This window comes from Terriglobia bacterium (genome assembly GCA_020072785.1).
Lineage (GTDB): Bacteria > Acidobacteriota > Terriglobia > Acidiferrales > UBA7541 > Acidiferrum.
This window is the reverse complement of record JAIQGG010000007.1, coordinates 41,420-56,909: the sequence shown is the minus strand read 5'-3', so window position 1 is coordinate 56,909 and position 15,490 is coordinate 41,420. Positions and strand designations below refer to the sequence as shown.

Here is a 15,490-nt window from a genome sequence, read left to right as displayed (position 1 = left end):
CACGGCCCATCGCCCATGACTGAATTGACCCTCCATCGCCTCAGTGTCATTCCGAGCGAAGCGAGGAATCTGCTTTTCTCTTCCCCGAGAATCTCATGACGTTTACTTCCCGCCTCCGCTGGCTCTGGCTCACCCTCGCGGTGGTTCTCGCCGACCGCGCCACCAAGGCCTGGTTCGAGACCCAGACGCCCGAAGGCTACCGCCACGAGCTTTTCCCCCACTTTGTCTATCTCGTGCACAGCCGCAATCCCGGCATCGCCTTCGGCATGTTCTCCGGCACCGCCTCGCCCTGGCTGCGCGTCGCCCTCATCGCCGGCTCCCTCGTGGTCATTGGCGCGCTCGCCTGGTTTCTCGTCGCCGACCGCAGCAGCGGCCGCCTCTCCGCCGCGGGCCTGGCATTGCTCCTCGGCGGCGCCACCGGCAACCTCACCGACCGCATTGTCCATGGCGCGGTCACCGACTTCCTCGAAGTCTGGCTGGGCACCTATCACTGGCCCGCCTTCAACGTCGCCGATTCCGCCATCACCATCGGCGCCGCCCTGGTCCTCCTCGACGCCTTCTTCGGCGGCAGACGCCCCGCACCGGAAACCGCGCGGAAACATCCCGGATGAAAAAGCAATTCCTCGTCGCCTCCGAAGACGCGGGCCTCCGCCTCGACCGCTACCTTGCCGCCCGCATCCCAGAGCTCAGCCGCACCCGCATCCAGGAGCTGATTGAAGCCGGCCTGGTCCGTGTCAACGGCGCTCCCGCCAAAGGCGCTCTGCGCCTGCGCGGCGCCGAGCGCGTGGAGATCGAACCACAGCCCCGCCCCGTCCCGCACGCCGCGCCAGAATCCATCCCCCTCGAAATCCTTTACGAAGACGACGATCTGCTCGTGGTCAACAAGCCCGCGGGCATGATCGTGCACGCCGGCGCCGGCCACCCCAGCGGCACCCTCGTCAACGCCCTCCTCGGCCGCGGCCAGGCCCTCTCCAAGGGCGGCGGCATCCTTCGCCCGGGCATCGTCCATCGTCTCGACAAGGACACCTCCGGCGCCATCATTGTCGCCAAAAACGATTTCGCCCACGCCCGCCTCAGCGACATCTTCCAGCGCCGCGAAATCTCCAAGACCTACGTGGCCCTCGTCGAGGGCCAGCTCTCCCAGGAGCACGGCCGCATCGAGATGGCCATCGGCCGCGACCTCCGCCAGCGCACGCGCATGAGCGCCCGCAAGAAGACCGCCGGCCGCTCCCGCGAGGCCCGCACCGACTGGCGCGTCCTGGCCCGCGTCGGCGGCTGCACTCTAGTCGAAGTGCAACTGCACACGGGCAGAACGCATCAGATTCGGGTACACTTCTCCGCGCTGCGCCATCCCGTCGTGGGGGACACGCTGTACGGCGCGGAGCGCTGCGAGCATGTCGGCAAGACGGAGCTGCCCGCGCTGGGCCGCAATTTCCTGCACGCCGCGCGCCTGGTCTTCGCGCATCCGCGCACCGGCGAGACCCTCGACGTGCGCGCCCCGCTGCCGGAAGCGCTGCGCGGCTATCTGCGGCAGCTCGCCGCGGCCGCCGGCGAAGACCCGCGGCGGCTGGACGCACAACTGGACGCCGCGCATTGACGCTTCGTCCGCCGCGTCTCTATACTTTTCAGGTGCACAGGAACATGATGCGACGCAAAGCCCTTCCCCTGCTTCTCCTCGCGGCTCTCCTCACTGCGGCGGGCACTTCCGCCCAGCAGCCGACTCCGCCGCCTCCTCCGCCGCAGGAGCCCGCGCCGCAGCGCTCCGCCCAGGCCATCACTCGCGAGATCAACCTCGTCGACGTCCTCTTTACGGTCCTCAACCGCCGCAACAAGCTCGTCGCCGACCTCGACAAGGACAGCTTCCGCGTTTTCGACGACGGCAAGCCCCAGGACATCCGCTACTTCAGCCGCCAGACCGATCTGCCACTGCGCATCGGCATGCTGCTCGACACCTCCAACAGCATCCGCGAGCGCATCCAGTTTGAAAAGGACGCCGCCGTCGGCTTCCTCTACAACGTCCTGCGCCGCGGCAAGGACCAGTCCTTCGTCATGACCTTCGACGACCGCCCCTACGTCCTGCAGGGCTTCACCGAGGACGCCGGGCGGCTGCGCGACGAAATCATGAAGATGAAGGCCGGTGGCGGCACCGCCGTCTACGACGCCATCTACGCAGCCTGCAGCAACGAACTCAGCCACCCCCCGCGCCCCCCCGGCGACCAGCCCGACGTCGTCCGCCGCGTCATGATCCTCATCAGCGACGGCGAGGACAATCTCTCCGAACATACCCGCGCCGAAGCCATCGAAATGGCCCAGCGCACCAGCGTGGTCATCTATACCATCAGCACCAGCACGCAGTGGGTCTCCCTCAGCCAGACCGACCCCTCCAAGACCGGCGATCGCAAGTTTGCCAAGACCGACGGCGACAAAATCCTCGAGGATATCGCCGAAGAGACCGGCGGCCGCGCCTTCTTCCCCTATCACGTCGACGATCTCGACCAGTCCTTCCAGGATATCGGCGACGAGCTCCGCAACCAGTATTCGCTCGCCTACAACCCCACCAACTACGTGGCCAACGGCAAGTATCACAAGATCAAAATCGAGGTGGTGGACCGCAAGGGCCTACAGGTCCGCGCTCGCCGCGGCTACTACGCCCGCGTGATCGACACCACTCCCGGCAGGCCCGCCGCAAAATAGCGGCAGGCTTGTTTCGCCGGGATCGCCGGACCATTCGCTTGTTTTTTGGGAAATCCGCGGCCGCGCGCTTCAGGAAGGTTTTGTGCCGCCGCCCGCAAATTAACTCGGCGCCGCGGGGAGGGCGGCAACTCGTGGTTTCGCTCTCTGCGGCATCAGCCGCAATTCATCCCGTTGCTGCAATATCAGCCTAGGTAGGGGCGCAGTTTGCGGTGCCGCTCCTAGCTCTTCGGCGCGTAATATCCCTTGCGCGCCAGCACCTTCAGGTCTTTGCTGCTCATCTCGATCTTGATCTTGCGGTACTTCCCGTCATGGTTGGTGTTGCTCGGGTAGTAGCCCAGCGTGTACTGGCTGCGCAATTCTTCCGAAATCTGATCGAACGCCTCTTCCAGCCGCTTCTCGCTGTACACGTCGATCAGCCGTCCGCCCGTCTCTTCCGTGATCTTCTTCGCGATTCCCGCGCCGGTCGGATAACCCGGATCGTGCACCAGCAGAATGTGGATGACCGTATCCGTGCGCTGCGCCGCTTCGATGGCTTCCTCCACGCGCAGCTTGCTCCCCTCGTCGAACGCGTCGGTGATGATCACCAGCGCCTTGCGCCCCGCTTCCGTGGCCAGCTTGTCCGTGCATGCCAGGTACACCGCGTCATAGAAATGCGTACCCCCGGTCTGGCTTTGCGGGATCGGCCCGGGGTTGATGCCCCCGCCGCTCGGCGCGTTGATCCGGGCCCGCTGGATCCCGCGCTCCAGTTGCCCGCGGTCGTCGGTAAAGTCCGAGAGCAGGTCCACGTCCGTGTCAAAGCTGATCTCCATGGCCAGGTCGCCCTTGCGCAGCACCCGGTTCAAAAATCGCGACGCCGCTTCCTGCTCCGCGCCCAGCCGGTTGCTTTCGCTGCCGCTGGTGTCGATCAGCAGCCCCAGGGTCACCGGCAACGCCGTTTCCCGGGAGAAGAACGCGATCTTCTCTTCCTTGTTGTCCTCGAAGACCCGGAAATTGTCCTGTTTCAGGTCCGTCACGATGCGCTTGTTCTTGTCCCGCACCGTCGCAAACACGTTGACCAGGTTCACCTGTGTGCGGATCACCGGCGCCTGCGCGATGGGCTCCTGCGCCCCCGCGGTCCAGGCCAGCAGTCCTCCCCCGAGAGACAGCATCGCGATCCACATCCAGTTCTTTGCCCTGTGCATTGTATAATCGCCTCGAAAGGGAGCGTTTCTCCGGAGACATCGCCATCCACCGTCCCCGGCATCTTAGGATGCAGCTCGTGCCCGGGAAGATGCGTCACCCGGATCGCGCGGAACGTCGGACCTCACAACCATGAATTGTACACGCAAAACTCGCACCGCCGTCTGCAGCCTCGCCTTCCTGTTGTGCATTCTGCTCCTGCTCCCGGGACCTTTCCTGGCGGCCCAGACCCAGACTTCCCCGCCGCGCCCCGCCCCGGCGAGCCCGCCTCCCCCGCAGCAGGAGGATGTGCAGACGCGCATCCGCGTTACTACCAGCCTCGTCGTCGTCCCGGTCATCGTCAAGGACGCCGCAGGCCGTATCGTCCCCGATTTGACCCGCGACGAATTTCGGGTCTTGGAGGACGACGTCGAACAGCACATTGACGTCTTCTCAAGCGACCCCTTCCCGCTCTCTGTCGTCATCCTGATTGACAACGACCTCGAGAACCGCGTCGCCGAACAGGTCGCCGCCACGCTCCCCACGCTGGCCGCGGGCTTCAGCCGCAATGACGAGGTCTGCGTCGCCCGCTTCGACCAGTTTTTCTACCCGGGCAAGGGCTTCACCTCGGATCCCGACGTCCTCCTCACCCAGCTCCAGCGCGTCACCGTCAGAAGCTCCCCTGCTCCCGCTCCCGCCGGCGGGCCTCTCGGTTCCGGCCCCAAGATCAACGGTATCCCCGCGCCCGGCGCTTCGCAGATTCCGCCTTCGGCCAGGATCCTCAAGGGCCAGCCCACCAAGGCCGTGGACGACGCCGTCTATGCCGCCGCCCAGTTGCTCAAGGACCGCGGCCGCGACCGCCGCAAGCTCATCTTCCTCATCTCCGACGGCGTCAATTCCAAGCACAACTCCATGAGCTTCGACGACACGGTGCGCTCCCTGCTCACCGCGGGCATCTCCGTCTATGGCGTTGGCGTCGGCAACGCTTTCTTCAACCGCCGCCTTACCACGCTTTCGAAATTCGCCCATGCCACCGGCGGCGACGTTTTCTACGCGGCGCAGCGCGAGGAGATGGAGCGCCTGTACTCCGCCGTTTCCGAAGAGGCCCGCAACCAGTACACCCTCGCCTACACCCCTCGCGGCACCGACCGCTCCCTCGACTACCACTCCATCGAAATCCGCGTGAAGCGCCCCGGCCTCTCCATTCTCGCTCGCGACGGTTATTTTGTCGGTTTGCCATAGCGTGCCGGGCCCTTCTGCAGTAATATCCTGGACGCGGCAGGACGATGCCCGCATCGCAACTGCGGGGCGCGCGCCGCGTTCGCCCGCGGATCGCCGCATGCATCTGGAAGGAGGTTCACGATGAAGAACAAACCCAAGAGGGAAGCAAAGAAACAGCCCAAGAAAAAGGGCAAGTAAGTATCGTTCTCGGGATCCTCAGGGCGCTGGCAGCCGCACCGTCAGCGCCCTTTTCCTTTTCGCCGGCTGCGGAAAAACTCAACCCCGGCATTTCGAGGCGCCCGGGGCGCAGAAAAATCTCTCCCGCTAGCAATGCCTAGACATCCTTCAGTTGGGCCTCGTCCATCCCGAAATAATGCCCCAGTTCGTGGAGGACTGTCTGCCTGACCTCGTGACGGATTTCGGCTTCATTGGAGCAGACCTCCTCGATGTTCTTCTGGTAGAGGACGATGCGGTCTGGCCCAGCGGATGGGTCAAACACACTCCTCTTGGTAGCTGGGACGCCTTGATAGATTCCTAAGACCACACGAGCAGTCTTCTCGAAGCCAGCCTTCTGAGCACTCCCGCGTGTTTTTCTCGATGATCGTTTGGGTGGTCGGTTTTCGACTAGAACAGCGAGGTTATGTATCCGTTTACGAAACTCCGCCGGAAGTGCCTCCAGTACTTCCTCCACGAGCTTGACGAAGCATTCCCGATCCATCTTTGCCGCCTCACCGCTATGGCCTTTTTTGCAACTCCTGGACTTTTTGGCTTTCCTCCTGCGCCGGACAGATCGTCCGGTACGCGCAGCTCCGGCACTGGAACCCCAGCTTCGCCGGAAACTCCCCCGCGCGGATATCCGCCGCGACTTCTTGGACGATGCGCACCGCCTCGTCCAGTTGCTTCGCGTCCCGCGAGGTCACCTGCTTTTCGTTCGTCAGCAGGTAATGAAACGTCAGGTCCACCGGGTTCAGCTCCAGAATCTCCCGCGCCGCCAGCGCATAGATGCTCAACTGCAGGTCCTTGCGCGCTGCGGCGTCCGGTTTCGGCTTGCCCGTCTTGTAATCCACGATCTCCACGTCCCGCCCGCCCAAGGAATTGATCTGGTCGATTCGCCCCGTGATCACGATGTTGTTGTCCAGCGGCAGCTCGAAGCTCTTTTCCTGTTCCAGCACCTGCGGCGGCTCCGCCAACAGCGCCGCGTGAAACACCCGCAGCTGCTCGAGGCCATCCTTCTTGTATTCGCCTTCCTGGTAGTCGTCCTCGAAGCCCGCCGAGGTCCACTCGGTTTCGAAAATGTGCGCCACCTCTTCGAACGGCAGGCGGTTGCCCTTGCGCAGTTCCCCCACGAAACGCTTGATCGTCGTGTGCATCACGCTGCCGAAGCTCATCGCCGCCCGCGGCCCTTCCGGCAGCTGCCAGAATTTCGAAAAGAGATAGCGCTGCGGGCAGGAGCGGTAGGAATCGATCGCCGAGGCGCTCAGTTGCAGCGGCATCGGCGCCGGCGGATGAAAACTTTCCGCCCACGTCCCGATCCGCGAAAATAACCGCGGCGGCGCTCCCGAAGCAGGGAAGAGCGAACCCGGGCCCGCGGCCTCCGCGGATGCAGCCTCTGCTTCCGCCGCCGGCGGCACATTCGGCGCGCTCTGCGTCACGTCCCGCTTCTTGATCGGCGCCTCCATCAGGAAATCATCGAGAAACGGCGAGCGCTTGGACTTCTTGTCCGTCAGCGTCGTCAGCGTCAGCCGGTCCCGTGCCCGCGTCAGCGCCACATAGAATAGCCGCCGCTCCTCCTGGATGTGGAAATCGCCCTGCGGCCGCTCCTCTTTGATGAGCGCTTCCGGAAACTCAAACACGTGCGAGCGCGGCCGCACCGGAAACGCCCCCGCGTTCATCCGCAGAATGAACACGTGCGGAAACTCCAGCCCCTTGGCCCCGTGCACGGTCATCAGCCGCACCGCGTCCCGCGGCCCTTCTTCCGCCAGGCTGATCGTCCCGCCGGCCTGCTCGTAGAAGTCCAGATATTCCAGAAATTCCGGCAGCGAACGCGTCTCGCTCTTCGGCTCCCACTCCTTCAGGAAGCTCACCATCTGCTCCACGTACCGCCGGTCCTCTTCCGGAACGCGCTCCGCCAGCTCCAGCCAGTCCAGCAGCTCGCCCAGGATCTCCCGGGCCGTCTTCCGCCGCATCGTCTTGCGCTGCGCCGAGAGAAACTCCAGCAGCCCGCTCGTGTCCGGCTGCGCCGCGCCGAATGTCAGCTCCGCCTGCGGCGCCTGCAGCACGTCGTAGAGCGGCGTGCCGCGCTTCTTCGCCGCGCGTTCCGTCAGCCGCATCAGCCCCGTGGCGTCCAGACCCCACGCGGGCGCGGCCAGCACCCGCGCGCAGGAAATGTCGTCGTAGGGCCGCGCCACCAGCCGCAGGTAGGCCAGGACGTCGCGCACCAGCCCGTGCTTCAGGATCGACAGCTTGGCGATGAAAAACGGAATTCCCGCGCGCCGCAGTTCGGCCACCAGCGCGTCGCGGTGCGCATGCTGCCGGTAGAGAATCGCGAACTCCCGCCAGCGGTGCCCCGCGCCGTGCAGCCGCTGCAGCTCCCCGCGCACCCAGCGTGCTTCGTCCGCGGCCGTCCCCAGCTCCACGATGCGGATCTTCTCGCCCTCGCCCCGCGCCGTGCTCAGCACCTTCTTCGGAAAATCCTCGCTCACCTCGTTCTGCGTGATCACCTGCGTCGCCACCCGCAGAATCTTGGCCATCGACCGGTAGTTTTCCGTCAGCGTTACCCGCCACGGCCCGGAATCCGCTCCGCGCCGCCACCCCGCAAAGCGCTCCAGAAAAATCGTGAAGCTTCCGAACGACGCCCCGCGAAAGCGGTAGATGGCCTGGTCGTTGTCGCCCACCACCAGGATATTGCGCGGTTCCGCCGCCAGCAGATAGAGCAGCTCCAGCTGCGCGATGTTGGTGTCCTGGAATTCGTCCACCAGGATGTGCTGGTAGCGCTGCTGCAGCCGCGCGCGCAGCGCCGCATCGCTGCGCAGCCGCGTCGCCGTCTCCGCCAGCAGCGCCCCGAACGTCAGCCGGTTCTTTTCCCGCAGCAGCTCCTCGCTGGTGCGGTAGGCGCGCGCGATCTCCTGTTGCAGCGCCGCCTGCTCGCCCCGCTCCTTGCAGGTCTCCTCGTCCAGCGTGGCCCGCTCGGCTTCCAGTTGCGCGGCCAGCGCGTCGGCGTAGCGCTGGTACTCCGCGCTGCTCACTAGCTCGTCCTGGCAGCGCGAGAAGAATTCCACGAAGTCGCTCAAAAATTGACCGGGATCCGCCAGCCGCCGGAATTTCTCCAGCCGCAGCCGCGCCAGGTTTCGCCGCAGCAGGATCCAGTGGTCCACCTGGTCCAGCAGCACGCGTTCCGGCTCCAGCTCCGCCAGCAGCTCTTTGCAGAAGGAATGGAACGTCGCCAGCGTCACGCTCTCGGCGCGCTCTCCCGCCGCGGCCACCACGCGGTGCTTCATCTCTGCCGCGGCCTTGTCCGTGAACGTCAGCCCCAGTATGTTTTCCCCGCCCAGCTCGGGATTGGAGGCCAGCAGATGCCGGATCCGCTCGGTGATGACCTTGGTCTTGCCCGTGCCCGCACCGGCGATCACCAGCAGCGGCCCCTCGCTGTGCGTTACTGCGCGCTGCTGCGCCTCATTCAGCCCGGCCAGCGGATCGTCCTGTGGTCCCAGATCAAAGAGTGTTGCCATCAATAGAGAGCGTACCGGACTTCACACCATTGGGAAAGCGGGAGAGTGTGTTTCAGGAGATCGATTCGAGGAGGGCTTCGCGGGAAACGCCTTTATGAGTGGCAACTGATTTGAGAATGGCATGGAGTGTTCCAATTCGGAGTGCCTGGTGCGCGGGGATTGCAATGCGCTGAGCGGTGGGCTGGTCCGTTTCTAGGAGGGAGTTTCATCCGATGGCGAGCACTTCGTCGCGCACAAGATGCAGCCGGATCGTTTGAGGAGCAGGCCGGTCAAAAAAATAGGCCTGAACTGCTTCCTTCACGTTGGCGCGCAGTTCGTTCCAGGTGTCTCCTTGTGTGATGATGGCTTCGGTGAGACATTCCGCCGTAAAGCCGCCGTCGCTGTCCTGCGTGATTTCGAAAACGAGTTCGCTCTGCTGATTCGTCGCCATATGCCCTCGATCGGCTCCTCGATAGCCAAGAGCCTAGCACGCGTAGGAAACAACGGCAATTCAGCTATCACGGCGGCTCCTTAGCGCTGCGAAGTCTTCCCGGAGGCGACGTTCGCGTTGAACTCCGCCGATTTCCTGCGCGGCACGGTCAGTGCCGTCCAGCCCCCGCCCGCGAAGTGCTTCCCCAGGTACACGATCTGTCCCACGTGGTACGCGTAATGCGCGATTTGCCGCTGGACCGCCTGCAGCACGGAATGCGGCTCGGTGCGGATCAGCACCCGCCGCGTCAGATCGGCATCCGTCAGCGGCTCCAGCGCCGCAAACACTTGCTTCCAACCCGCCTCCCACAGCGCCAGCAGCTCCGCGCGCGTCTTCGGCGGCGCTTCAAACTCCGTGTCCCGGTTGCGGTCGGGCTTCTCGCCGTCGGTGGTCAGAAAATCCGTCCACCGCGAGCGCATGTTCCCCGCCAGGTGCTTCACCGTGATGGCGATGGAATTGGACTCCGCGTCCAGCGCGGCAAACAGCCCTTCCTCCGGGCACTGCTCCATCGCCCGCTCGCCCAGCCGCTTGTAATAGCGGAACAGGTCGAGTGCATCCTTCAAATACGAGGTCGTGAATTCGTGTGCCATGCCGGGATTGTCCCGCCATGGGCCGCCACAGGCAAGGGGATAGGGGTTTTGGGGTTGCAAAGAGTATTTGCTTTTTGTTCGCCTTGATGCTACTGTTTGTCGCGCCGTTTCCCCGCGGTTTTCCGTTGACCGCTCTGCGGTCACAGAGATAGAGGAAGCCTTAGCAGCCATCCGCATCGAAAGGAGCAGCAGTCATGACTATCGGCCAAATGATGCTCGGTGAATACGACCAGGAAATGCAGAACACGCGCAAAACCCTCGAGCGCGTCCCTGACGACAGATGGAATTGGAAGCCCCACGATAAGTCCGGCACCCTCGGCTGGCTCGCCGGCCACATCGCGACCATGCCCGGGTGGGCCACCGTCACCCTCAATACGGAGCAGCTCGATTATGCCCCGGTGGGCGGTCCTGCTTACGTGCCTCCCAAAACGGATTCTCGCAAAGAGCTTCTCGCTGTCTTCGATAAACAATGCGCCGAGGGGCGCGCCGCCCTCGCTTCTGCCAGCGATCAGGACATGATGAAACCTTGGACTCTTCTCGCTGGTGGAAAGACGATCTTCACCTTGCCCAAGGTCGCCGTTCTCCGCGGCATGGTGATGAACCATCTAATCCATCATCGCGCCCAGCTCACCGTCTACTTCCGCCTGCTGAATATTCCGGTGCCCGCGCTCTATGGCCCCAGCGCCGACGAAGGCCAGATGGGCTCAGCCGAAGCTGCTGCCGCAAACTAAACCCGTTCTCTGGGGGGCGGTCTTCCCACCGCCCCCAAAATTCTTTCCGGCGTCTTCTCCTCCTTTGCATCGCTGTATAATCGAGTGCGTCGCTCCCCGGAGGCTCACCATGGAAAATCCCGTTATTCTTTCCGCCGTCCGCACGGCCATCGGTAAATTCCAGGGCGGCCTCGCCGGCTTTTCCGCCCCCGAGCTCGGCGGCAAGGTTGTCGCCGAAGCTATCCGCCGCGCCGGCATTGACGCGAAGCTAGTGGACGAAGCCATTCTCGGCAACGTCGTGCAGGCCGGCCTCGGCCAGAATCCCGCGCGCCAGGCCGCCCTCAAAGGCGGCTGCGATCCCCGCGTCGCCGCCATGACCATTAATAAGGTCTGCGGCTCCGGCCTCAAGGCCGTAGCCCTCGCCGCGCAGGCCGTGCAGACCGGGGAATCCGAACTCCTCGTCGCCGGCGGCATGGAGTCCATGTCCAACTGCCCCTACTTGCTTCCCCAGGCGCGCACCGGCTACCGTCTTGGTGACGGCAAGATCATCGATTCCATGATCAACGACGGCCTGTGGGACGCTTACGAAAACTTCCACATGGGCATGACCGGCGAACTCGTCGCCGAAAAATATTCCATCACCCGCGAGGAGCAGGACCGCTTCGCTTTCGAAAGCCACCAGAAGGCCGTGCGCGCCCGCAAAGAGGGCCTCTTCACCTCGCAGATCCTGCCCATCGAGATCCCCCAGAAGAAGGGCGCTCCCCTCGTCGTCCAGCACGACGAATCGCCCCGCGAGGACACTTCCGTGGAAGCCCTCGCCCGGCTCAAGCCCGCTTTCAAAAAAGACGGCACGGTCACCGCCGGCAACGCCCCCAGCACCAACGACGGCGCCGCCGCCCTGGTGGTCACCAGCGAGCGCAAGGCCGCGCAGCTCGGCAAACAGCCCATCGCCCGCATCGTCGCCCAGGCCGTCAGCGGCCTCGAGCCCAAGTGGGTCATGATGGCTCCGGTGGACGCCGTGGAAAAACTCCTCGCCAAGACCGGTTGGAACCGCGACAAGGACGTGGACCTCTTCGAGCTGAATGAGGCCTTCTCCGTCGCCGCTCTCGCCGTCACCCGCCAACTCAAGCTGAATTCCGCAAAGGTCAACGTCAACGGCGGAGCGGTGGCCCTCGGCCACCCCATCGGCGCTTCCGGCGCGCGCATCCTCGTCACCCTGCTCTACGAGCTGCAGCGCCGCAACCTCCAGCGCGGCGTCGCCGCTCTCTGCCTCGGCGGCGGCAATGCCGTGGCCCTGGCCATCGAGCGCTTTTGAACTGTCGGGTAGCGCTGTAGCACGGGGCGACAGCCCCGCGGCTTTTCTCTTGAATCCTTCCCAGGGGCGAGGAACGAAGCAAACTATGAACTACTGCCCGCTATGCGATGCCGAATACGCCGCCGGCTACGGCCGCTGTACGATGTGCGGCGTCGAGCTGGTGCCCGAGGCCCTACGCGGCCGCCCGCTCCATGAAAAAGAGCGCAAGGAGCGCATCGACATGGTCTGGAAAAGCGGCGATCCCGTGGCCGTTAGCCAGGCTATTGCCGCTCTGCGCGAAGCCGGCATCCCGCACCACGTGAAGGCCACCCAGGACCATTTTGTTTTTGAGCTAGGCATGCCGCGGCCGAAATACGAGGTGCGCGTCTTCCGCTCCGATGCGCAACGCGCGCGCGAACTGCTCGAGCCCATCTATCAGTCTTCGCCTTTCGCCTTCAGGGAACCGGGGGAGGAAGAGGAACAAGAAACAAGGGAAGCAGAAGAGGCCGAAAAAATAGAAGAACGCCGCGCGGCTGGGTGGAACCCCCAACAAGCCACCGCGGAGATTTGGAGCGGCGAGGACGTCGGCCTCGCCCGGATCCTCGAAGATTGCCTGCGCGAAAATCGCATCGGCGTCCGCCGTGAAGGCGCCGAGCCCGGCACGCTGCGCCTCTTCGTCATGCCCGCCGACGAACCTGCCGCCCGCGAAATCCTCCGCGAAGTCCGCGAAGGCACGCCGCCTCGGTGAGGCGTGCCCGCCTGTAGTAAACTGCCCTCCATCCAAATGGAAAGCGTAGTTCGGAGGATTGCTATGACCGTGGACGCAATCAAAACCGTTGCCGTGCTGGGCGCAGGCACCATGGGCAACGGCATCGCGCATGTCTTTGCCCGCGCGGGCTTCTCCGTGATCCTGCGCGACGTCGAGCCCCGCTTCCTCGACCGCGGCCTGGAAACCATCGGCAAGAATCTCGACCGCGAGATCAAGAAGGGCAAGCTCGCCGAAGCCGACCGCGCCGCCGTCCTCGCCCGCCTCCAGCCGGTCACCGACATGCAGGCCATCGCCGCCGCCGATTTCGTGGTCGAAGCCGTCCCGGAAAAGCTGGAGATCAAGCGCGCCGTCCTGCAGGAGGCCGACGGGATCCTCCGCCCGGACGCCATCCTCGCCAGCAACACCTCCTCCATCGCCATCACCACCCTCGCCGCGCTCACCGGGCGCCCCGACCGCTTCGTGGGCATGCACTTCATGAACCCCGTGCCGGTGATGGTGCTCGTCGAAGTTATCCGCGCGCTGCAGACCTCGGACGCCACCTTCGACACCACCCTGCGCCTCGCCGAAAGGCTCGGCAAGAAGCCGGTTGCCGTCAACGACGCGCCCGGCTTCGTCTCCAACCGCGTGCTCATGCCGCTCATCAACGAAGCCGCCTACGCCGTCCTGGAAGGCGTGGCCACCGTCGAAGCCGTGGACGCCGTGATGAAGATGGGCATGAACCATCCCATGGGTCCGCTGGAGCTGGCCGATTTTATCGGCCTCGACGTCTGCGTGGATATCCTGCACGTCCTGCAGGACGGCCTAGGCGATCCCAAATACCGCGCCTGCCCGCTGCTGAAAAAATATGTCGCCGCCGGCTGGCTGGGCCGTAAATCCGGCCGCGGCTTTTACAGCTATTCCCAGGAGAAGCCATGACGCTTTCCATGCTCCCCGCACTTTTTCGCGCGCGCCGTTTCTCTGGTTGTCTCCTGGCTGCTGCCGCGCTGGGCCTCGCGGGCGTAGCGCTGGCGCAGCAAGGCGCGCCCGCCGGCGCCGAGAAAATCTATTCGCGCGCGGGCCATCGCTGGTTTGAAGATCTGGCGCCGGGCGCCGCCATCTCCAGCGACGGGAAGTGGGCGCTTCTTTCCCGCGCCGGGGGCGTGGACCTCATCTCCCTGGTCACCAAGAAGGAGGACGCCGCGCGGCTGCGCGGCCCGCTGGCCAGCGTCTCCCAGGCCTTCTTCTGCGGCGAGGAACTGCTGCGCATGGGCCAGCACGGCGCTCTCGAGGGCTGGTACGCCATGATCGAAAACAAGGGCCTCGACCGCGTCATGTTCAAGCCCGATGCCATTCCCGTTTGCTCTGCGGACGGAAAGACTTCGGCCTATTTTCGCTCCAACGTCGCCGATGCCGGGCTGTGGGTCGGCGGTTGGAAGGAAAGAAAACACATCGCCGTCCCCGGCGTGATCACCGGCGCGGTCTTTGCGCCCGATGCGCAGAGCCTCTACGCCATGGTGCGCCAGGCTGGCGGCTCGACTTCGCTGGTGCAGGTGCCTGTCGGTATGGGCAAGGTCGTGCCGCTCGCGCAGGGGCTGGATGCGGACCCCCGGCTGAGCCCGCTCAGCCTTTCGCCCGATGGCGGGCGGCTCTATCTCTCGCTCGTTGGCGAGAAGGCGCCGGAGGCCGCCGCGCGCCAGAATCCGGACGCCGAGCGCTGGCTGGACATCTACGAATTCAATCTCAGCAGCAAACGGTTGAAAAAACTGGTCTCTTCGGACGGGGACAAGACCGCTCCCGTCGAGGCCGCGGGCAATCTGTACTGGGCGCAGAACACCATTCACGATTCCATCGTGGCCCTCCCCATTGCCGGAGGCCCGGCCCATGAAGTGCTCCCCGGTGCCGAGCTCCCCGCCTGGAGCCGCGACTCCCGCCAGATCGGCTTTTTCTTCGGGCAATGGCGCCGCGCGGACTGGGCCCTCGATCTGGACGCCGGCGCGGTCAGCGTGGACGCCGAAGCGCACGCCACTTCGCCGCGCAGCGTGGTCATCGCCGGTAATCACGAGGATTTTCCTCCGGAGTGGTCGCCGGACGGGAAGTGGATCGCCTTCCACTCCCACCGTGCGCCGCAGCCCGTGGCCTACTACGACGCCCCCGGCGCCAGCGACGACATCTGGCTCAAGCGCGCCGGCGATCCGCAGGCGCCCGAAATACGCCTCACCGATTTCGGCTGGGAGACGGGCTCCCCCAGTTGGTCTCCCGACGGCCGCCGCCTGGTCTTTCCCTCGTGGGAAAAGGGCGGCAAGCCCGGCGTCTATCGCCTGTGGATCACCACCATCAACCCGGAAACCGGCAGCGTCCTCAGCAGCGCGAAGCTGCCTCTCCCGGCGGAGGTGCACAGTGCCGAGTGGCCCATGTGGTCGCCCAAGGGCGAGGAGATCGCCGTCGAGGACGAATCCGCCCCCGGCGAGCGCGCCATCTGGATTCTCGCCGCTGATGGCAGCCAAGCGCAGCGCCTCGTCACCTACAAAAGCGACACCTACAGCGGCCTGGACTGGACTCCCGACGCCCAGACCATCCTCTTTAGCGCCCTCCAGGATGGCCGCATGCAGCTCTTCGCCATCCCGCGTGCCGGCGGCACGCCCAAAAAACTCAGCGCCGCCGCCGCCAACCTCCTGCACCCGCGCGTCTCCCCCGACGGCCGTTGGATCGCCGCCACGCGCCTCGAAACCCGCCAGGAAATCTGGCGCAAGAAATTGTAGGTGTTTCCCAGTACCTCGACGCTGTCATCCTGTCACCCGATTAGGTTGACCGATCGAAGATTCCGACTCCTGTCGGAAAGGATCTCAACGTATAGTTTTTGCAAGGTGCCCTCAAAGGA

General features: G+C 64.7%; 14 protein-coding genes. 9 read left to right on the top strand and 5 right to left on the bottom strand.

Annotation, left to right across the window (positions count from 1 at the left end; all coding sequences use genetic code 11):
- Nucleotides 1-95: 95 nt before the first annotated feature.
- The 3 genes from lspA to LAN61_14805 are packed head-to-tail and all read left to right on the top strand — an operon-like array spanning nucleotide 96 to nucleotide 2,694.
- The gene (lspA, locus tag LAN61_14815; protein ID MBZ5541787.1) at nucleotides 96-611 is read left to right on the top strand and encodes a signal peptidase II; all 516 of its coding nucleotides are present in this window, start codon (nucleotides 96-98) and stop codon (nucleotides 609-611) included.
- Nucleotides 608-1,597 carry an RluA family pseudouridine synthase gene (locus LAN61_14810; GenBank protein MBZ5541786.1) on the top strand — a complete coding sequence of 330 codons (990 nt, stop codon included), beginning with the start codon at nucleotides 608-610 and terminating at the stop codon, nucleotides 1,595-1,597. The genes lspA and LAN61_14810 overlap by 4 nt, the downstream gene beginning before the upstream one ends.
- 44 nt (nucleotides 1,598-1,641) lie before the next feature.
- On the top strand, nucleotides 1,642-2,694 hold the full coding sequence (locus LAN61_14805) for a VWA domain-containing protein (protein MBZ5541785.1): 1,053 nt from the start codon (nucleotides 1,642-1,644) through the stop codon (nucleotides 2,692-2,694).
- A 218-nt stretch (nucleotides 2,695-2,912) separates the two neighbouring features.
- On the opposite strand, the gene LAN61_14800 is transcribed toward LAN61_14805, so the two are convergent.
- Nucleotides 2,913-3,875 carry a VWA domain-containing protein gene (locus LAN61_14800; protein ID MBZ5541784.1) on the bottom strand — a complete coding sequence of 321 codons (963 nt, stop codon included), beginning with the start codon at nucleotides 3,873-3,875 and terminating at the stop codon, nucleotides 2,913-2,915.
- Nucleotides 3,876-4,005: 130 nt separating this feature from the next.
- Here LAN61_14800 and LAN61_14795 point away from each other — a divergent pair, with 130 nt between their 5' ends.
- Nucleotides 4,006-5,094 (top strand): VWA domain-containing protein, encoded by a 1,089-nt coding sequence (locus LAN61_14795; protein MBZ5541783.1) that lies wholly within the window; start codon nucleotides 4,006-4,008, stop codon nucleotides 5,092-5,094.
- 313 nt (nucleotides 5,095-5,407) lie between these two features.
- Here LAN61_14795 and LAN61_14790 read toward each other — a convergent pair whose 3' ends face one another.
- The 4 genes from LAN61_14790 to LAN61_14775 form a co-directional block, all read right to left on the bottom strand.
- On the bottom strand, nucleotides 5,408-5,791 hold the full coding sequence (locus tag LAN61_14790; GenBank protein MBZ5541782.1) for a metallopeptidase family protein: 384 nt from the start codon (nucleotides 5,789-5,791) through the stop codon (nucleotides 5,408-5,410).
- A gap of 16 nt (nucleotides 5,792-5,807) precedes the next feature.
- The gene (locus tag LAN61_14785) at nucleotides 5,808-8,801 is read right to left on the bottom strand and encodes an ATP-dependent helicase (GenBank protein MBZ5541781.1); all 2,994 of its coding nucleotides are present in this window, start codon (nucleotides 8,799-8,801) and stop codon (nucleotides 5,808-5,810) included.
- Between the two features lie 205 nt (nucleotides 8,802-9,006).
- A complete protein-coding gene (locus tag LAN61_14780) occupies nucleotides 9,007-9,231 on the bottom strand; it encodes a 2-phospho-L-lactate guanylyltransferase (GenBank protein MBZ5541780.1) in 225 nt (74 codons plus the stop codon).
- Nucleotides 9,232-9,311: 80 nt separating this feature from the next.
- Entirely contained in the window at nucleotides 9,312-9,860 is a 549-nt protein-coding gene (locus tag LAN61_14775; protein ID MBZ5541779.1) for a DUF1572 domain-containing protein, read from the bottom strand.
- 194 nt (nucleotides 9,861-10,054) lie between these two features.
- Between LAN61_14775 and LAN61_14770 the strand changes: the two genes are divergently transcribed.
- The 5 genes from LAN61_14770 to LAN61_14750 all read left to right on the top strand — a co-directional run bounded on the left by LAN61_14770 (nucleotide 10,055) and on the right by LAN61_14750 (nucleotide 15,371).
- A complete protein-coding gene (locus tag LAN61_14770) occupies nucleotides 10,055-10,591 on the top strand; it encodes a DinB family protein (GenBank protein MBZ5541778.1) in 537 nt (178 codons plus the stop codon).
- 109 nt (nucleotides 10,592-10,700) lie between these two features.
- The gene (locus LAN61_14765) at nucleotides 10,701-11,885 is read left to right on the top strand and encodes an acetyl-CoA C-acetyltransferase (GenBank protein MBZ5541777.1); all 1,185 of its coding nucleotides are present in this window, start codon (nucleotides 10,701-10,703) and stop codon (nucleotides 11,883-11,885) included.
- Nucleotides 11,886-11,970: 85 nt separating this feature from the next.
- Nucleotides 11,971-12,612 carry a DUF2007 domain-containing protein gene (locus LAN61_14760; GenBank protein ID MBZ5541776.1) on the top strand — a complete coding sequence of 214 codons (642 nt, stop codon included), beginning with the start codon at nucleotides 11,971-11,973 and terminating at the stop codon, nucleotides 12,610-12,612.
- Between the two features lie 63 nt (nucleotides 12,613-12,675).
- Entirely contained in the window at nucleotides 12,676-13,548 is an 873-nt protein-coding gene (locus LAN61_14755; GenBank protein ID MBZ5541775.1) for a 3-hydroxybutyryl-CoA dehydrogenase, read from the top strand.
- Complete coding sequence (locus LAN61_14750) at nucleotides 13,545-15,371, top strand: hypothetical protein (protein MBZ5541774.1); 1,827 nt, start codon at nucleotides 13,545-13,547, stop codon at nucleotides 15,369-15,371. Before LAN61_14755 ends, LAN61_14750 begins: the two co-directional genes overlap by 4 nt.
- Nucleotides 15,372-15,490: the final 119 nt, after the last annotated feature.